The organism is Candidatus Sysuiplasma acidicola (assembly GCA_019721035.1).
In the GTDB taxonomy this organism is placed as follows: Archaea; Thermoplasmatota; Thermoplasmata; order Sysuiplasmatales; family Sysuiplasmataceae; genus Sysuiplasma; species Sysuiplasma acidicola.
This window is the reverse complement of the sequence record JAHEAA010000001.1, coordinates 83,542-100,216: the sequence shown is the minus strand read 5'-3', so window position 1 is coordinate 100,216 and position 16,675 is coordinate 83,542. Positions and strand designations below refer to the sequence as shown.

The following is a 16,675-nucleotide window of genomic DNA, read 5'->3' as shown; positions in this document are numbered from 1 at the left end:
CACTCTGAACTGCTACGGCATGACAGTACGCCGGAAGCGCAATCAGAAGGTGAGTTTATGTTAATTGTCACAAGTTGTCGACGCGTGATCGCGATTGAAGGCAAAGGTGACGGGAGACACGCATAAGCACTTCGCGTGCTGCACACTTCTGCCGCATATTGCATTTTAATACAGCAGGCGCATTTCAGCACAGATTCAACCGAACGGGGAAACAAAGGTCAGGATGACTCCATACATCACCGTCATTGTTACGGCATACAACAGGCAGGAATTTCTAAAAGCCGCTCTCGAGTCGCTCATTGCGCAGGATGCACCTGCGGGAGCTTTTGAAGTAATAGTTGTCAAGAACTTCGAAAACGCTGAAGTGGACAGAACAATTGAGAACATGGGAGCACTGTCAATCTTCGACAACAGCAAAGCACTGCGCTCTTTTTCTGAGGAAGCAGTGAAAAAGGCAAAGGGGGAGATACTGTGCTTCCTCGACGACGACGATCTCTTCCTGCCGAACAAAATTTCCACAGTAACAGAAGTTTTCAGGAGCAATCACGAGATCGACTATTATCACAATGCAATTGACTACATCGATGTCGAGGGCAATGTGATTGCACCACCATTTTCGTTCCGTTTCTCAATCCTGGAGAGAGATAAAGGGACGGTCGTGATGAATCATGAAGAGATCAGAATGAAAGTGAATGAGCTCATTGCAGGACAGTGTGATTACAACAACAGCAGCATATCCGTCAGAAAGAGGATACTTCAGGAAAATCTTGAAGTTGCGAGAAAGACAGTGTCCGCTCATGACAGCCTGATCTTCTATCTTGCTGCAATGCGGGGACGATCTGTTATGATAGACGGCAGGATACTAACACACTACAGGCTGAACAGAAAAAGTGTGACTGTGTCGTCGAGATACGAATTCTCGGTGAGACAGGTGAAAACCTTCGATGCACTGTGTGAATTCGCAGAGAGCATCGGAGAAAAGGAAATTGCGCGTGTTCTGAGAAGACAGAAGTTCCTGTTCGCGCTGGTAAGAGACATAAGCAGCCCGGAAGTTAACAGAGGCAGGGTATCGGAAGCGTGCCTGTCATTCATAAGAAATTCGAGCGGTTACAGAACGGTTGCCAACCTTTTCCCGGAATCGCTCGCAGTCATCTATATGTTCTCTCCGGATTTGAGCAGGAAGATATACATGAAATTGCTGATGGCGAGGCTGTAGTCAGCATGAGAATCACGGAGTCGCGTACAATGCAACCATGCCTGCTGACAGCGCCGGAAGCACAGCATGCCGAAGAACCGGAGTGCATATCGAATCCGGAACATGATTGAACGGTGGTGGATGGAATTGAACGATACGGCAGACGAACGTAAAGAGCTGCTGAAATGGCTCTACGGACTGGAGAATTTCGGCATAAAACTGGGCCTGGACAACGAAAGATTGCTTCTGAACCAGCTGGGTAATCCGCAGGAGAAATTCAAGACAGTGCATGTTGCTGGCACTAACGGAAAAGGCTCGGTCAGCGCCATGATAGCATCTGTGCTCTCATCCGAGGGGTATGCCACGGGTCTCTACACCTCGCCGCATCTGGTCGAGTTCGAGGAGAGGATAAAGATAGGACGCGAGTGCATTCCCACTCCAGACCTGCTTGAATGCGCTTCAGAGGTAAGGGAGGCGCTGGACAGCCTGTTCGGCAGAGATGCCAGGGAGATGACATTCTTTGAGATCACAACTGCGATTGCATTTCTTTATTTTGCGAAGAAGAAAGTGGAGTTTGCCGTAGTCGAAGTGGGCCTCGGAGGAAGGCTTGACGCAACGAACGTCATAGTTCCGGAAGTATCTGCGATAACGCACATAGCGCTTGAACACACGGCCTACCTGGGCAACACGCTAGGACAGATAGCCGCCGAAAAAGGAGGCATCATCAAAAATTCCGTTCCAGTGATAACTGCAGAAACGAAAAGGGAACCTCTCGAAGTGTTTGAGAGAATAGCGAATGAGCGGGGAGCAGTACTTGAGAAATCATACGAGATGATTGAGCTCGACATCCTGGAAAGGGGATTTGGGGAAATGAAATTCAATGTTACAGGTATCTCACACATTGAAGTAGTAAGCTGTGCTCTCTGTGGGGATTACCAGGTACCAAACATTACTCTTGCCATAGCAGTGCTGGAAAAACTGCAACAGCGCGGTGTTTTCATAAGCACGAACTCCATCAGGACGGGGTTGAAGGAAGTGTTCTGGCCGGGAAGACTGCAGCTGGCTGGCAGAGACAGGAAATTCATATTCGACACGGCACACAATCCGGACGCCGCACAGGCACTATCCTCGTCTCTGAGGGCGCTGACTGACAGAAAATTCATTTGCGTCGCAGGCGTGCTGTCCGACAAGGACCTCGGAGGCGTTATGAGAACCCTCTCGACGATAACATGTAAATTCATTTGCGCAGGGCCCAAGACTCCCAGGGCAAGGACGGCAGGCGAAGTGATGGAGGCCGCGGCATCCACCGGTGTGATGGCTGTGGTGACAGAGAGCGTTGGCGCAGCAATGGAAGCGGCGTTGAAAGAGCCGGGGGAGGGAATGGTGCTCGTAACAGGGTCTCTGAGAACCGTCGGTGAAGCGATGGAATGGTGGTATGAGAAATACAACGAAAAGCTCTGGAAATGAAGACGGGCCGGACGAGATTTTCAAAAGGCTCAGGCAACATTATTCGGGACTCGGCCTGACGACCGCACTCGGTGCCATTGCCATTCATGACGATCCGTTCAGGGTGCTCATATCAACTGTTCTCTCCCAGAGAACAAGGGATGCGGTCACAGAAGATGCGTCAAAGAGACTTTTCCGGAGGTACCCAGATGCGAAAGCACTGTGCAGTGCTCCGCTCAAGGACATCAAGCAGGCTATAAGAGCGGTATGCTTCTACAGGAACAAGGCCATTGCGATAAAGCAGATAGCTAAAACCATAGACAGGGATTACGGAGGACGCGTGCCGGACAAAGTGGAAGAACTGATGCTCCTCCCGTCGGTGGGAAGAAAGACGGCAAACTGCACGCTTGTGTATGGATTCGGAAAGAACGCGATACCCGTCGACACGCATGTTCATCGTATCTCGAACAGGCTCGGTTTGGTGAAAACAGACGAGCCGGAAGAAACGGAAAAGGATCTCATGCGCCTACTGCCCAGGAAGCTCTGGATAGACACGAACGAGCTGATGGTTATTCACGGGCAGCACATATGCAAACCCCTCCGGCCTGATTGCGAAGTGTGCCCCGTCATGGACATGTGTGCCTACGCCATGAGACAGGAGGCAAAAACCTTGCGTGGAGGGGGCAAGTCCCGCACGCAACGTACTTTAATAAGATCGGCAATCATAACGCGTTTCCCCGAGCGAGGTTAGTCTAGTCTGGTTAGGACACTAGCTTGCCAAGCTAGTAAGGCGGGTTCGAATCCCGCACCCCGCATTTTCCCGGCAACAAAACATCGCGCTGAAATACATGCAGCAGAGGCTGCGGGACTTTGCGAATATTCAAAAAGGAACGTTGTGTATGCCTCTTTTCACCTGCCAGCGGCTTTCTGGACGACCATTACCTGCTGTGCCGAAGCGTCGGTGCTTCCGGTCATTCCATACACATACTGGAATCGAGGCACACGTGATATGAGTTTCGACACCTCGGCAAAATATATGGAACCAAGCGGATCACGTGCACCCGTTAATGCAGTTACGCCCATTTCCTGCTTTGCCCGACTCTTCTGCACACTCATGCGAGCAGTCAGAGCCACCGATGCAAGATTCTCTTCTGAAAGGGATGTCGGAGCATTTGCGCCCGCCAGAGATGTCCCTGCCACGGTCTGCAGTCTGTAACCCATTCTGCCGAGTCTTTCATGAAAAGCAGTCATGTCTTCAGGCGTCATGTCGTTCAACCACTCTCGGGAAGGAGAGCAACTGTAGACAAGGGGCTTTCCCGGATATTCGCTAAGGACTGCAGCTGAAAACTTTCTTGCCTCCTCAATGTCAGGAGCCGTTGTTTCATAGGATAGCATATCTGCGAAAGGCGCCAGTGACACTGCCCTTTCAATGGCCGTCTCCAAGCTTCCGCGTATCCAGTAGTGACCAAGATCTGTTCTCTCGCCTGATGCATATCTGTAGTCACGCTCATCAATGTCGTTTGTGAGCAGAGTAGCGCTTCTTGCAGCGGTCTTTGCTATCAGGACCGTTGGTACGCCCATTACGTCGGACGCGAGCCTTGCCGCAACAAGATTGCTGATGAACTGGCAAGTGGGAATCAGCGCCCTCCAGTCAACATGTGGATGGGACCTTCCCACAGCGATCATGTCCCTGAAGTAAAGGCCGGCAGCTCCTGCTTCGATTAACAACTTTGCGGACTCGTACGCATGCATTGGGTAGTCCGTCCCCGTCTTCCCTTCCGCAACGATTGCTGCGAGCCAGTCAATATTGCCGTTCCCGGCAGTCTTGTGGAGCTGGTCGGACAGAAGCAGTGCACCATTGATGCGCGCAACCGTCTCCGGGTCCACCGCAGACTGAACATTGCCCTGCTCATGCGGAAGCGGGGTAGATGGCACATCATCGAAACTCATCGATTGACCGCCGAGATGTATCACCTTAAGTCCTGCACGTACCATCTGCACAGCATCATCGGCAGTCGACGCTCCGGGTGCCAGCACGTGCTGCTCATTTTGAATCAAATTCCAGAGCTTCTCTGAAGACAGCCTGGCAAGTGTGTGATCAATGTGAATGGAGCCACGAAGCTTGCAAACCTCTTCCGCAGTGTACGGCCTCACAATGCCGTTCCATCTGTCTGATCTCCATGCTGACTCGATTTCGGATACCTCAGTCGCGAGATGCTTGTTCATATCATTCTCTCCCAGAAAGCAGGATCGATGCTGCCTGTGTGCAGAAACCGCACCATGATCCATCCAGCAGGCAGGTCGTTCGAGTTTTCGGTGCAGGCTCGGCCGTTCCATGAACAACCGACAGTGAGGCGGGCACTGTTCAGTTTTGCCAAGCTTGCACCAGTGGTGGATACCGTATACCTCTATTTAACTCTAAGTAAATTATGGAAATTAATAATGACTTGTATAGAAGCTAAGATAAATACATATATTACATATGCAATGCAAAGTTTGCACTCAACTGATGAGGAGGAGCTGTCATAATCATGGAAGTTCGGAAGCTGCAGACAACCGCCGGAGGCACTTTTGTAATAACGATTCCAAAAGACTGGATAGAGAGAATGAAGATGAGGAAGGGCGACCACGTCTCTATCGAGCTTGAGGAAGACGAGATCATTGTCAGCCCCACACATTCGAGAATGGAAGTCACGCCCCATTCACTTCAGATAGACGAATTCAGGGAACAGAAACTTCTCGAGTTGTCCATCACGGCTTCTTACATTCTTGGGCACGATATTACAGAGGTTGTGGCGCAACGTAAGATGCTCCCGGAGCATAAAAAGTGGATAAAAGATATCATTGAAAAACTGATAGGCGTAGAGATTTCAGAGGAATTTGCAAATCAGATGATACTGCAGAACCTGGTTGATCCGGCCAAATTTGATCTTAACAAACTGCTTGAGCGATTTTCTGCAACTTCGACGGCCATATTACTTGATGCTGTCAAGGCTCTTATTGAGAATGACAAAGCGCTTGCAACGGATGCTTACGACAGGGGGGTGGAGAGCACGAGAGTTTACCGACTGATGATGAGACTTGCATTCCAGGCAGCCAACGACAAGAAACTGAGGAATCAGATGAATTTTCCGAATGTGTCCAGCGTCATGGTGCAGACAATGGCCATCAGGGAACTGGGGAGAGTGGCATACTACGCGATGCGCATAGCGCAGCATGTCGGAGAGATCGGAAAGAGCCCGGAAGCTTCACTGGCTGCGGCCATCAATGAAATGGCTGCTGCAGCGGCAGAAATGCTGGATATGACGACGAGAGCACTTATGAACAAAAACGTCAACCTTGCATCAGCAATAACCGACAAAATGGGCAAAGTGAGGAAACTGCACGAGACGACTTACCTGAAGCTCATGAAGGGAATGGATGAAAAAAACCTTCTGTCAATTTCACTGATCACAAGAGACATCAGGGCCATTGCTTCATATGCAATGGCAATTGCTGACGAAGCAGTTCTCAGCTCGTTTGCATAAACATCCACCCAATACGATCTGCTCGTATCAAAGTTGATTCACATGAGCCATGCTTTCGATGCACTTCGAGCATTGCGCATGCAGCTGAAAAAGGAAGCAAGAAATCTCAGAGGCCGGGCAGCAATTGATGGATTCGCCGCGAAGAAGGAACTGGCGGAGAAAGCAAACCACGAATCTTAAATTACTACAATTCTGCAACATATGGAAATATCGTTCCTGTCCTGAACAAGGGCACTGCACTCAGGAGATCCGGAGACCCGGCTCAACATCCCGATCCGGATGCAGCAGCACAACTTTTCCGTCTCCAACTGGCACACCGAGGACCAGCACTTCCGAGATGAAATTAGCTATCTGCCTTGGTTTCAGATTGACGACTGCAATCACATTCCTTCCCACGAGATCTTCCGGCCTGTAGAGTGAAGTAATCTGAGCGCTGCTCTTCTTCACGCCGAGGGAGCCGAAATCAATCAGCAGCCTGTATGATGGTTTACGCGCTTCGGGAAAGTTCGTCGCTTCCAGCACTCTTCCGGTTCGGATGTCGACCGACGCGAATCTCTCTGATTCTATCTCCTCAGTCATGTAAAAACATGAAAAACCTGATTGTTCTTCAACTATTCTGTAAGCATGGCACACATAGCACGCTCCCGAACCTGAACGCCAAATGTCAGCACTGGTAGCATGCAGAACCGCATGCACAGTGATACAGCGCCTTTATCACCTTGCTGCGAAGGTCTGCATGTTCATTCATCTTCCTTCCGCAATATCTGCATATCATAGATGGAAGCCTTCCCCGGAGGATGATGCTTGAGTATAGTGCACAGTCACGATATAAGTCTGCTGGAAATCAATGGCATCGCAGTCGGACCGTTGGAACCGATGAAAATAGAATGAAGTGATTTATATGGGTTACGCGTCGAAGCAAGGCTCACGAGCCGCAACCGCATCCGCATCCGCCGCCGCCACAGCTGCAGCCGGCGCCGTTATTCACTTTGAGGTTGGGGTTGTTTATGGTAAACCCTCCGCCTTCTATCGACTCGACATAGTCGATTTCCGTGCCTTCGAGATGGTCTGCGCTCTCCTTGTCGACGACAATCTTTACTCCGTTCTGTTCCAGCTGAATGTCCTGTGAAGGATCAGCATTTTCGTCAAAGGCCATGCCATACCTGAATCCGTGGTCTGCTGCCGTAAGATAAACTCTGAGGAGAAGGTCCTTTTTCTCCTGCTCTGCGATCAACGACCTGACTTTGTCACTGGCCTTTTCAGTCAATACGAGACTGACCATTTTACTGCACCTGTCCCGTTTGATTGAGCCTGAACTATTTAAACGTTAAGTGACACGATGAGCGAATGTATTCCCAGGATTGTGTGCCATACGAAGTTCCCAACCCCCACCCCCAGCGGTGGTCGTACCTTCGGTGACATTATTATGCAGGTAGAATATGCCGACGGGACGTAAGCGCGATTGGACGAGGATAATAATTGATTCAGAAAAGGAAAAATGGGGCAGGTAGGGCGTCGGGAACATGCCATTTCCGGACAGAACAGAAGGCTGCGGTTTCAGTAAAACTTGGACTGGCCGGGGAGAGCACAATGTGCATGTCGTTCGGTCATTATGGTTCAGCCACTGCGCCGGGGGGTCGAAAAGTGCACTTCCTGACCGGAAACTTCGCGGTCGATGCTTCAACTGAGCCTCCGGAGCTCAATATTTCATTCAAGGGCACAAAACTGCTGCACATGCTGCCCAATCCGCCGTCGGGTAAAAGAGGGCATCCCACAAAGCTTTCCCTTTCAGACAAACGTCTGAGCATTCCATTTGAAATACACGAAGATGAGGGAATATACGGCCTTGGAGAATTCTTCGGCGACATCAACAGAAACGGGCAGGAGCTGACGGTGAACGTGAAGGACTCCCTCTCACTGCCGAATGACGAGACATATGTCACATATCCATTTTTCTGGAGCACGAGAGGTTACGGATTGTTTGTAGACACCACTTCGGCTGTCAGATTTGATTTCGGCCGAAACTTCAAAGGCGCAGGAGAGATCGTGATTGAAGAAGATAGTGCAGACATTTACCTTTTCGCCGGAAAGCCGTGGGAGATAGTAGATGCATATTGGCAACTAACCGGAAAGCCGCAGGTTCCGCCACTCTGGTCATACGGTCTGTGGATGAGCCGCTGTTCCTACATGAGCGAAAGGGAGTTGCTGGATGTTGCGAGGAAGATCAGGAAGAAGAGGCTGCCTTGCGACGTTCTGCACCTGGACCCCCAATGGCTCAGAAGGCCAGTCCCGCATTCGTTGATCGAGATGCTGAAGGAGAAGGGGATCGACCCCCGGTCATACTGCACCAACTACGGCGTTCCGGGGGAGTTGCTGGAACGGCTCAACGCAGACTATCCGGAGGAGATGAACAGCATGGGCTATCCGGGTGAAGGATGCACGTTCGAATGGAACAAACAGCTCTTTCCGGACCCGGAGGGGATGATAAGGAAACTCCACGAAATGTCATTTCGACTTTCGCTCTGGATCAATCCGTACGTCCCCAGGGGCTCAAACGCGTTTGAGCACCTTCTTGAAAACGGACTGTTTGTCACGGACGGCAACGGCGTGCCCATTGCAGAGTTTGACAGCATAACGCATGATTTCGGAACAGTGGACTTTACAAATCCTGCTGCCAGGGAGTGGTATGCAGATCAGGTGCGGAAATTGTGCGATCAGGGAGTGGACGTGCTGAAAACCGATTACGGAGAAGGGGCGCCGTCGACAGGCAGATATTTTGGTCTTGACTCCCGAGAGGCGCATAACGCCCTTCCCACACTGTATAATGAAACAGTATTCAACACAGTCAGGGAGAAAAAAGGTGAAGGAATCGTCTGGGGCAGATCGGGCGGAACGGGCATACACAGATTTCCGGTTCAGTGGGGCGGTGATCCCAGTTGCACGGAGAGAGATATGCTTGCCGCTCTCAGGGGCGCACTTTCCTACTCTCTTTCGGGCGGCGCATTCATGAGTTTCGACATAGGCGGCTTCGCAGGAAAACCGAGTCCGGAACTTTATGCCAGATGGTCGCAGATGGGGTTGCTGTTTTCGCATTCAAGGGCGCACGGAACGACGCCAAGGGAGCCATGGAATTTTGGCAGAAGAGCTGAGGCCATTTTCACCGGGTATGACATACTGAGGTATTCACTCATACCGTACCTCTACTGGCAGTCAGTCAAGTCTTTGGCCGAGGGAAAACCGCTCATCAGAGCCCTGGTATTCGAGTTCCCGGATGATGTGTTCGCCAGGAACATACAGGATGAATACATGCTCGGCGAAACTCTTCTCGTAGCGCCGCTTGCGCGCGGAGTTGAGAGAACCGTCTACCTTCCCGAAGGGAAGTGGTGGGATTTCTGGACAGGCAGAAAGTTGCAGGGCCCGTCTCTGATAGAATACACCGCCCCTCTGGAAGTGATCCCCGTATTCGTGAGAGGCAACTGCATCACTGTACGGTCAGACAGCAAATCAGAGAGTGCGGATGAGAAATTGTTTAGCAAGATGACCGTGAGCATCTACGGCATCAGCAGGTTGCACGAGCTGAACTTCGGCAGATACGGTTCCATCCTATTAAGTTATAAGAGAGGGAAGCTCGGAGCCTCCGGAAAAGGACTTCTTTCAGAGTCGAAGATATCAGTGAAAATCTTCAGATAGAGAATAAACCGAATAGATACTCTGCAGCATTCCGTTCAGCACATTCACTGTCAGGGGTTTTACGCCCCGGCTAAATCTTGCAGCCGATTAGAGCCGAAGCAGGTCGCACGATTCTGTCAAGACTAATTACGAAGAACTGCGTAAGGGGAGGCGGCATGACAAAAAAACAGGAAAATGTAACAGCCCGTACGGACTGTAAGGGGTGGCGTAAAATTGTTTCCACATACAGGCTGCAGTTCACTCCTCAATTTACGTTCAGGGATGCAATGGCGGTTATAGATAGCCTGAAAGAACTTGGAGCAACAACAATCTACTCCTCACCGATCTTCGAAGCGAGACAGGGAAGCGGACATGGCTACGACGTTACAGATGCTTCGAAAATCAGACATGAGTTTGGCACGCTGGAAGAGTTCACGGCACTGTCAGAAGCGGTGCATCTGGCAGGCATGAGCTGGCTGCAGGGGATTGTGCCTAATCACATGGCGTTTGACCGCAGCAACAGACTTCTGAGAGATGTTCTCGAGAATGGCCGGGCCTCCGCCCACAGCGTCTGCTTTGACATCGACTGGGATCATTATTCTCCGGGACTGAAGGGAAAGGTTGTTGCACCTTTCCTCGGAACTGGCTATTATGAAGCGCTTGCAAAACACGAACTGAAGCTTGTTGTGGATGATGGAGTCATGGTTGACTACCGCGGCTTCAGGCTTCCTCTTTCTTCAAGGACTCACAAGAATTTGATCGACGACATAATTGCGTCCGGGCTTTCCGGAGATGCCGATGCGCTCTCTGAATTCGCCGCGTCCGTAAATGACGACTCTGCCAGCGCTGTCGAAATATTCAGGAAACTGATTTCGAACAGGAGATTCGAGCGAAGTGCCAGGCAGGTTATTGCCGAAATCAACAGAAATTTGGAGAAGATAGATGCGATATTGTCGGAGCAGCATTTCCTGCTTCGATGGCAGGGCAGCGCGTCACGTGAAATAAACTACAGACGGTTCTTCGCTGTCAATGACCTCATTGCTGTGCGGGTGGAGGATCCTCCGGTGTTCGCTGAATTGCACAGCTTCGCAGGTGAGCTTGTCAGAAAAGGGCTGGTCGACGGTGTCAGGGTTGACCACATTGACGGCCTCTCTGATCCAGTGGAATATCTTCGCAGATTGAGAGAACTGATAGGTAATTGCTTTGTTGCCGTAGAGAAGATCACGTGCGGTAACGAACGCCTGAGCATGAAATGGCCTGTGGATGGTTCGACTGGATATGATTTCATGAGCTGGACAAACTCACTGTTTGTCATGCCTGAAAGCAGAGGACCAATTACAGACACATACAGGAAATTTACTGGATATTCCGGAAGCATTGATGAAAATGTGATCGAGACGAAGAGAAAGGTTGTGCGAACTCTGCTGGATGGGGATGTCGCAAATGTTTCACTCATTCTTCTTGGTTCCATGAAAGACAGGAAGTACGGGAGAGATGTCACGCTGAAGGGGTTGCAGGAAGCCGTAATTGAGTTCCTGGCACATATGACTGTTTACAGAACCTATTTCAGCAAGGGCTCTTACGATAAGGACGATGTCGAAAGATTCAGTGAAGCGGTGAAGAGTGCTTCGGTCACCAAGCCGGAACTGCAGACTGAACTGAGCGCGCTGCTCTCACTGATGAATGATGCTGCAACAGACATATCTCTCCGAATCCCGCTAATGAGGTTGCAGCAACTTATGCCTGCGGCCATGGCAAAATCTGTTGAGGACACATTCTTCTTCAATTACAATGCACTTGTATCGCTGAACGAAGTTGGTTCAGATCCCAGGGAGTTCGGTCTGACGTCCATGGAGTTCCATAAGAAAATCGTTGAACGCTTCGGGCGCCATCCGTATTCGATGAACAGTACGTCAACACATGACACAAAAATGGGCGAGGACCTCAGATGCAGAATCAGTGTACTGTCTGAAATACCGGAGGAGTGGGATAGGAACATACTGAGGTGGAGAGCTGCCAATAACAGATACAGAAAAAAATGGAAATCAGGATTGTGCCCGACACCCGGCGATGAATATTACATTTATCAGATCCTACTTGGCTCAAGGCCTCCGGAAGGGAGCAGAAGGGAATGGAGGAGGAGGCTGAAGGCACACATGGTGAAATACATGAGAGAAGGCGGCACTTGTACTTCATGGGAAAAACCTGATACAGCCTATGAATCATGCTGCCTGCAGTTCATTGAAAAGATACTTTCGACCGGAAATGACAGTTTCATGAAATCGTTTGATCGCTTGCAGCGCAAAGTGGCGTTTCATGGCTTCCTGAATTCAATGTCTATGGTAACACTCAAAATAATGTGTCCCGGGGTGCCTGATACATACCAGGGTTCAGAGGGCTGGAATTTCAGCTTTGTGGATCCGGACAACAGGAGACCTGCGGACTTTAATTCACTGAAGGAGCGCCTGCAGAGTTTAAGCGGGAGAGGGAACAGTCATACAGCAGCCGAACTAGCAGGCAGATTCCGGGACGGTGCTGTGAAGACATATCTCACACGGTTGCTTCTGAGATTGAGGAGGCAGGAGAGCGACCTGTTCCTGGACGGTGATTACGTTCCGCTGAAGACGGCAGGAGCGGGAAAAAATAACGTCGTGTCGTTTGCCAGGAAGCTTGGAGAGAAATGCGCTGTCGTATCAGTTCCCCGTTACACAACCAGGCTGACCGGAGAAGGGCGAAAGAGTCTCTGGCAGGGAAGCTGGAACGACACAAGCATACTCCTGCCCGCAGGCTTCCCTGCCGTGTTAAGTGACGTGTTTACAGGCAGGAAGCCAGGCACAGGCAGGAAGAATTCAGCCCGCAGACTCATGGTCAAGGATGTTCTGGTCGACTTTCCGGTCTCGGTGCTTCTTTCAGGAATAGAGTACAGCATAGGCTGAAGATGGTGATTACATATGGATTCTGAAGATATGACATTCGGTGCAGAACTGGTTGACGGCGGTAATGCCTGCTTCAGGATATGGGCACCGGGAAAGAAGGAAGTTGTGCTCAGACTTGGTGACGGCCGAAAGGTGCCTATGGAAAGAGAGGAAAGAGGCTTCTGGAAATGTTCAGCGGCACTGAAAGACACGATGAGATATGGTTATGAAATCGACGGGGAGGGTGTATTTCCGGATCCCGCCTCCAGATGCCAGCCAGACGGTGTGCACGGACTATCGAAAATTGTTGACACCGCCGGATGGATGGGAAGCGATGACGGATGGAAGGGCATTGAGTTGAGCGATTACGTGATTATGGAAATACACGTGGGCACATTCACACGGAATGGCACATTCTCTGCGGTGGAGGAGAAACTCGACTATCTTGCAGACCTCGGCATCACAGCGCTTGAACTCATGCCCGTGGCACAGTTCTACGGCAGCAGGAACTGGGGCTATGACGGAGTGTACATCTACGCGCCGCAAAACAGTTACGGTAGCCCGTACGAACTGAGGCATCTCGTGGATGCGGCACATTCTAGAAAAATGGCTGTCGTTCTGGACGTCGTCTACAACCACATCGGACCAGTCGGAAACTGCCTATCGAAATACGGACCGTTTTTCAGCGACAGATACAGAACACCATGGGGAACAGGGCTGAATTATGATGGGCCCTATTGCGATCCTGTGAGAGAGTTTGTGCTTTCAAATGCAATATACTGGTTGGAGCAGTACAGGTTTGACGCGCTCAGGCTCGACGCGATACATGGAATACTGGACAGTTCGCCAAAGCATCTGCTCAGGGAGATGGCTGAAAGGGTCGATGCATTATCGTCGAAGACAGGCAGGAGGCTGCACCTGATTGCAGAGAGCGATCTCAATGATCCGAAAGTTGTCAGGGGACGTGACAGCTGCGGTTACGGGATTTCCGCACAGTGGAATGATGACTTCCACCATTCCATCCATACAGTGCTCACCGGCGAACTCGGCGGTTATTACGAGGATTACGGCAGTGCCGATTACATACTGAAGGCGATGAAAGACGGTTTTGTTTACGATGGTGCATACTCGAAACATCTTGCGAGGAGGAGAGGCGCACCCTTTGCCGGCATGCCGCGGGAGAAACTCATCGTTTTTTCTCAGAATCATGATCAGATAGGCAACAGGGCCCAGGGCGACAGGCTGAGTGTGCTCGTACCGCCGGAAAAGATGCGGTTTGCGGCCGGCGCGGTTCTGCTCTCTCCATTCACACCGATGCTCTTCATGGGGGAGGAATACGCCGAAAAGGCACCGTTTCTCTTTTTCATAGATACGGATGACAGGAACTTCGCAAACACCGTCTACGAAGGAAGGAAGAAGGAGTTTGAACTGTTCCACTGGCAGGACACACCCGAGCCGAACAGCCTCGAAACATTCGAGCGGACGAAACTCAGATGGAACACGGCAGATGAGGAATCCGGCCGGATGCTTCGGCTTTACCGCGATCTCCTGGCACTCAGGAAGAGATATATACCGACGCTCAGAAATGACTTCAAATGCAGCAAGCACGACGGTATCATGCTTCTTGAATATGGCGGAAAGATGAGAGCGCGATTCAATCTTTCAGGGACAAACGCACGTCTTGAACATGAAGCGCACTGGAATATTGAGCTGAATTCTGAATGGAAAGAATACGGTGGGAGCTGCGGCAGAACCGACTCAGAACTCAGACCATTTTCATTCACTGTTGCCGTTCACTGATTTCTCCTTCCCCTGAGTATTGCAGCTCCCCCTGCGGCAACGGTGACTTTCTTCCAGTCCATCGGTATCGGATACCGATTCTGATTGCCCTCCTCCGAGTCTATCAGTACCTCCTGGGACGACCAGTCCTCAGGTATGGTGAATTCCACAGGCGTCTTTTCCGGATTGAATAGAAGCATCAGATCGTCTTCCAGGACCTCATCCCCCTCGTACCCGATGTCCTCTATCCCCTTCCCGTACAGCAGTGCTGCTATCGCCATTGTGCCGGAATTCCACTCTTCCTGCCCGATTTCGCCGCCGTCCGGCTTCATCCAGATTATGTCCTTCACCTGCGTTCCTGGCAGCGGGGCGCCCATGAAGAATTTCCTCCTGCGAAGCACATGGTAATTCAGCCTTATGTGTATCATAAGACGCGTAAAATCCAGCAGCCTTCTCCGTCTCTCGTCAATGTCCCAGTTGTACCAGCTGACACTGTTGTCCTGGCAGTAGGCGTTGTTGTTTCCCAGCTGAGTCCGGCCAATTTCATCGCCTCCGAGCAGCATAGGAATACCCTGGGATGTCAGCAGTGTGATGAGAAAACTCCTGATCCGCCTGGAGCGCATGTCGTTGATGCATGCGTCGTCCGTCGGACCCTCGACACCGAAATTTTCGCTTATGTTGTCGTCAGTGCCGTCCTTGCCGTCTTCCATATTTGCCTCGTTGTGTTTCCGGCTGTAGCTGACGAGGTCCAGAAGCGTGAAGCCGTCGTGCGATGTGACATAATTGATGCTTGCGTTCGGTCTCCTTCCGTCGTTGCCGTACAGATCCTGTGAGCCGGCGATGCGCGTGGCAAACTCCCCCAGGTTATGGATGTCGTTTTTCCAGTAATGTCTCACAGCATCCCTGTATTTTCCGTTCCATTCAGCCCAGAGTATCGGGAAACGGCCGACCTGATATCCGCCGGGACCTACGTCCCACGGCTCGGCAATGAGCTTGACACGGGAAATCACGGGATCCTGATGTATCACATCGAAGAAGGAGGAGAGCCGTTCGACGGCATACAGTTCACGGGCCAGTGTCGATGCAAGATCAAACCTGAATCCGTCGACGTGCATCTCGAGTATCCAGTAGCGAAGGCTGTCCATAATCAGCTGCAACGTTTGAGGATGGCGGACATTCAGGCTGTTCCCTGTTCCGGTGAAGTCGACGTAGTATCTCGGATTCTCGGGATTCAGCCTGTAATAGACAGAATTATCTATTCCCCTGAAAGAGAGCGTCGGGCCCAGATGGTTTCCCTCCGCAGTATGGTTGTAAACAACATCAAGAATGACTTCAATGTTGTTTGCGTGAAGAGCCCTTACCATTTCCTTGAATTCAACGATCTGGTGCCCTGAAGTGTCCTCGCTCGAATACCTTATGTCGGGAGCAAGAAAACCTATTGTATTGTATCCCCAGTAGTTGGAGAGACCCCTGTCCACGAGGTGTTTGGAATCGACTCTGTGATGGACAGGCATCAGTTCCACCGCCGAGATGCCCAGATCCTTGAAATAGTCAATCATCTGGGGCGAAGCAAGAGCTCTGTATGTGCCCCTCAATCGCACATCTACATCTTCCCGCAGCGCCGTAATGCCTTTCACATGCGTTTCGTAGATTACCGTTCTGTTCCACGGAAGCCGGGGATTCTTTGTGCCCTTCCAGTCAAATCCGTTGTCCGAAACAACCGATTTGGGCACGGAGGCTGCGTCGTCGTTTTTGTTGAATGAGAGGTCCCCGTTGACGTCTCCGATGTCATAGCCGAAAATATCATTATTCCAGTCTATGACGCCGCTTATTGCACGGGCATACGGATCAATGAGAAGTTTATTTCTGTTGAACCTCTGCCCGGTACCAGGATTGTAGGGGCCGTCCACCCTGAAGCCGTAAAGGTCGCCTGGCTTGATGCCGGAAACATGAATGTGCCATACGAAACCGTCCCTCTCACGGAGTTCTATCTGCTCGGTCGGCGTGCCGCTGTCGTGCCTGTTGTACAACTCGAGCGTAACGCCTGTCGCATTCTCAGAGTACAGTGCAAAATTGGCGCCGCCGTTTTCAAGCGTAACGCCCTGAGGATACGGTCTTCCAAGCTTTGTTTTCAATTACAGATA

The 16,675-nt window shown here is 50.9% G+C and carries 11 protein-coding genes and 1 tRNA gene; 8 read left to right on the top strand and 4 right to left on the bottom strand.

The window, feature by feature from the left end:
* Window positions 1-223: 223 nt before the first annotated feature.
* The 4 genes from KIS30_00460 (at window position 224) to KIS30_00445 (ending at window position 3,456) form a co-directional block, all read left to right on the top strand.
* Entirely contained in the window at window positions 224-1,216 is a 993-nt protein-coding gene (locus tag KIS30_00460; GenBank protein ID MBX8645221.1) for a glycosyltransferase family 2 protein, read from the top strand.
* Between the two features lie 126 nt (window positions 1,217-1,342).
* Complete coding sequence (locus KIS30_00455; GenBank protein ID MBX8645220.1) at window positions 1,343-2,662, top strand: bifunctional folylpolyglutamate synthase/dihydrofolate synthase; 1,320 nt, start codon at window positions 1,343-1,345, stop codon at window positions 2,660-2,662.
* Complete coding sequence (locus KIS30_00450) at window positions 2,631-3,392, top strand: endonuclease III (GenBank protein MBX8645219.1); 762 nt, start codon at window positions 2,631-2,633, stop codon at window positions 3,390-3,392. The genes KIS30_00455 and KIS30_00450 overlap by 32 nt, the downstream gene beginning before the upstream one ends.
* Window positions 3,383-3,456, top strand: a tRNA-Gly gene (locus tag KIS30_00445). The genes KIS30_00450 and KIS30_00445 overlap by 10 nt, the downstream gene beginning before the upstream one ends.
* Before the next feature lie 94 nt (window positions 3,457-3,550).
* On the opposite strand, the gene KIS30_00440 is transcribed toward KIS30_00445, so the two are convergent.
* Window positions 3,551-4,867 carry an isocitrate lyase gene (locus KIS30_00440; protein MBX8645218.1) on the bottom strand — a complete coding sequence of 439 codons (1,317 nt, stop codon included), beginning with the start codon at window positions 4,865-4,867 and terminating at the stop codon, window positions 3,551-3,553.
* Between the two features lie 305 nt (window positions 4,868-5,172).
* On the opposite strand from KIS30_00440, the gene KIS30_00435 reads away from it, so the two are divergent.
* Entirely contained in the window at window positions 5,173-6,168 is a 996-nt protein-coding gene (locus KIS30_00435) for a phosphate uptake regulator PhoU (GenBank protein ID MBX8645217.1), read from the top strand.
* A 240-nt stretch (window positions 6,169-6,408) separates the two neighbouring features.
* Here the strand turns inward: KIS30_00435 and KIS30_00430 are convergent, their stop codons facing one another.
* A complete protein-coding gene (locus KIS30_00430; GenBank protein MBX8645216.1) occupies window positions 6,409-6,747 on the bottom strand; it encodes a tRNA-binding protein in 339 nt (112 codons plus the stop codon).
* 346 nt (window positions 6,748-7,093) lie between these two features.
* On the bottom strand, window positions 7,094-7,450 hold the full coding sequence (locus tag KIS30_00425; protein MBX8645215.1) for an iron-sulfur cluster assembly accessory protein: 357 nt from the start codon (window positions 7,448-7,450) through the stop codon (window positions 7,094-7,096).
* A gap of 197 nt (window positions 7,451-7,647) precedes the next feature.
* On the opposite strand from KIS30_00425, the gene KIS30_00420 reads away from it, so the two are divergent.
* The 3 genes from KIS30_00420 to treZ all read left to right on the top strand — a co-directional run bounded on the left by KIS30_00420 (window position 7,648) and on the right by treZ (window position 14,552).
* Window positions 7,648-9,858 (top strand): hypothetical protein, encoded by a 2,211-nt coding sequence (locus KIS30_00420; protein MBX8645214.1) that lies wholly within the window; start codon window positions 7,648-7,650, stop codon window positions 9,856-9,858.
* A gap of 155 nt (window positions 9,859-10,013) precedes the next feature.
* A complete protein-coding gene (treY, locus tag KIS30_00415) occupies window positions 10,014-12,773 on the top strand; it encodes a malto-oligosyltrehalose synthase (protein ID MBX8645213.1) in 2,760 nt (919 codons plus the stop codon).
* A 15-nt stretch (window positions 12,774-12,788) separates the two neighbouring features.
* Entirely contained in the window at window positions 12,789-14,552 is a 1,764-nt protein-coding gene (treZ, locus tag KIS30_00410) for a malto-oligosyltrehalose trehalohydrolase (GenBank protein ID MBX8645212.1), read from the top strand.
* Here treZ and glgX read toward each other — a convergent pair.
* A complete protein-coding gene (glgX, locus tag KIS30_00405; GenBank protein MBX8645211.1) occupies window positions 14,546-16,666 on the bottom strand; it encodes a glycogen debranching protein GlgX in 2,121 nt (706 codons plus the stop codon). The two genes, treZ and glgX, sit on opposite strands and share 7 nt — an antisense overlap.
* Window positions 16,667-16,675 lie beyond the last annotated feature (9 nt).

Coding starts and splice junctions, on each gene's coding strand:
- treY (MBX8645213.1), top strand. CDS start 10,014: ATGACAAAAAAACAGGAAAATGTAACAGCCCGTACGGACTGTAAGGGG.
- KIS30_00425 (MBX8645215.1), bottom strand. CDS start 7,450: ATGGTCAGTCTCGTATTGACTGAAAAGGCCAGTGACAAAGTCAGGTCG.
- KIS30_00450 (MBX8645219.1), top strand. CDS start 2,631: ATGAGAAATACAACGAAAAGCTCTGGAAATGAAGACGGGCCGGACGAG.
- treZ (MBX8645212.1), top strand. CDS start 12,789: ATGGATTCTGAAGATATGACATTCGGTGCAGAACTGGTTGACGGCGGT.
- KIS30_00460 (MBX8645221.1), top strand. CDS start 224: ATGACTCCATACATCACCGTCATTGTTACGGCATACAACAGGCAGGAA.
- KIS30_00430 (MBX8645216.1), bottom strand. CDS start 6,747: ATGACTGAGGAGATAGAATCAGAGAGATTCGCGTCGGTCGACATCCGA.
- KIS30_00440 (MBX8645218.1), bottom strand. CDS start 4,867: ATGAACAAGCATCTCGCGACTGAGGTATCCGAAATCGAGTCAGCATGG.
- KIS30_00435 (MBX8645217.1), top strand. CDS start 5,173: ATGGAAGTTCGGAAGCTGCAGACAACCGCCGGAGGCACTTTTGTAATA.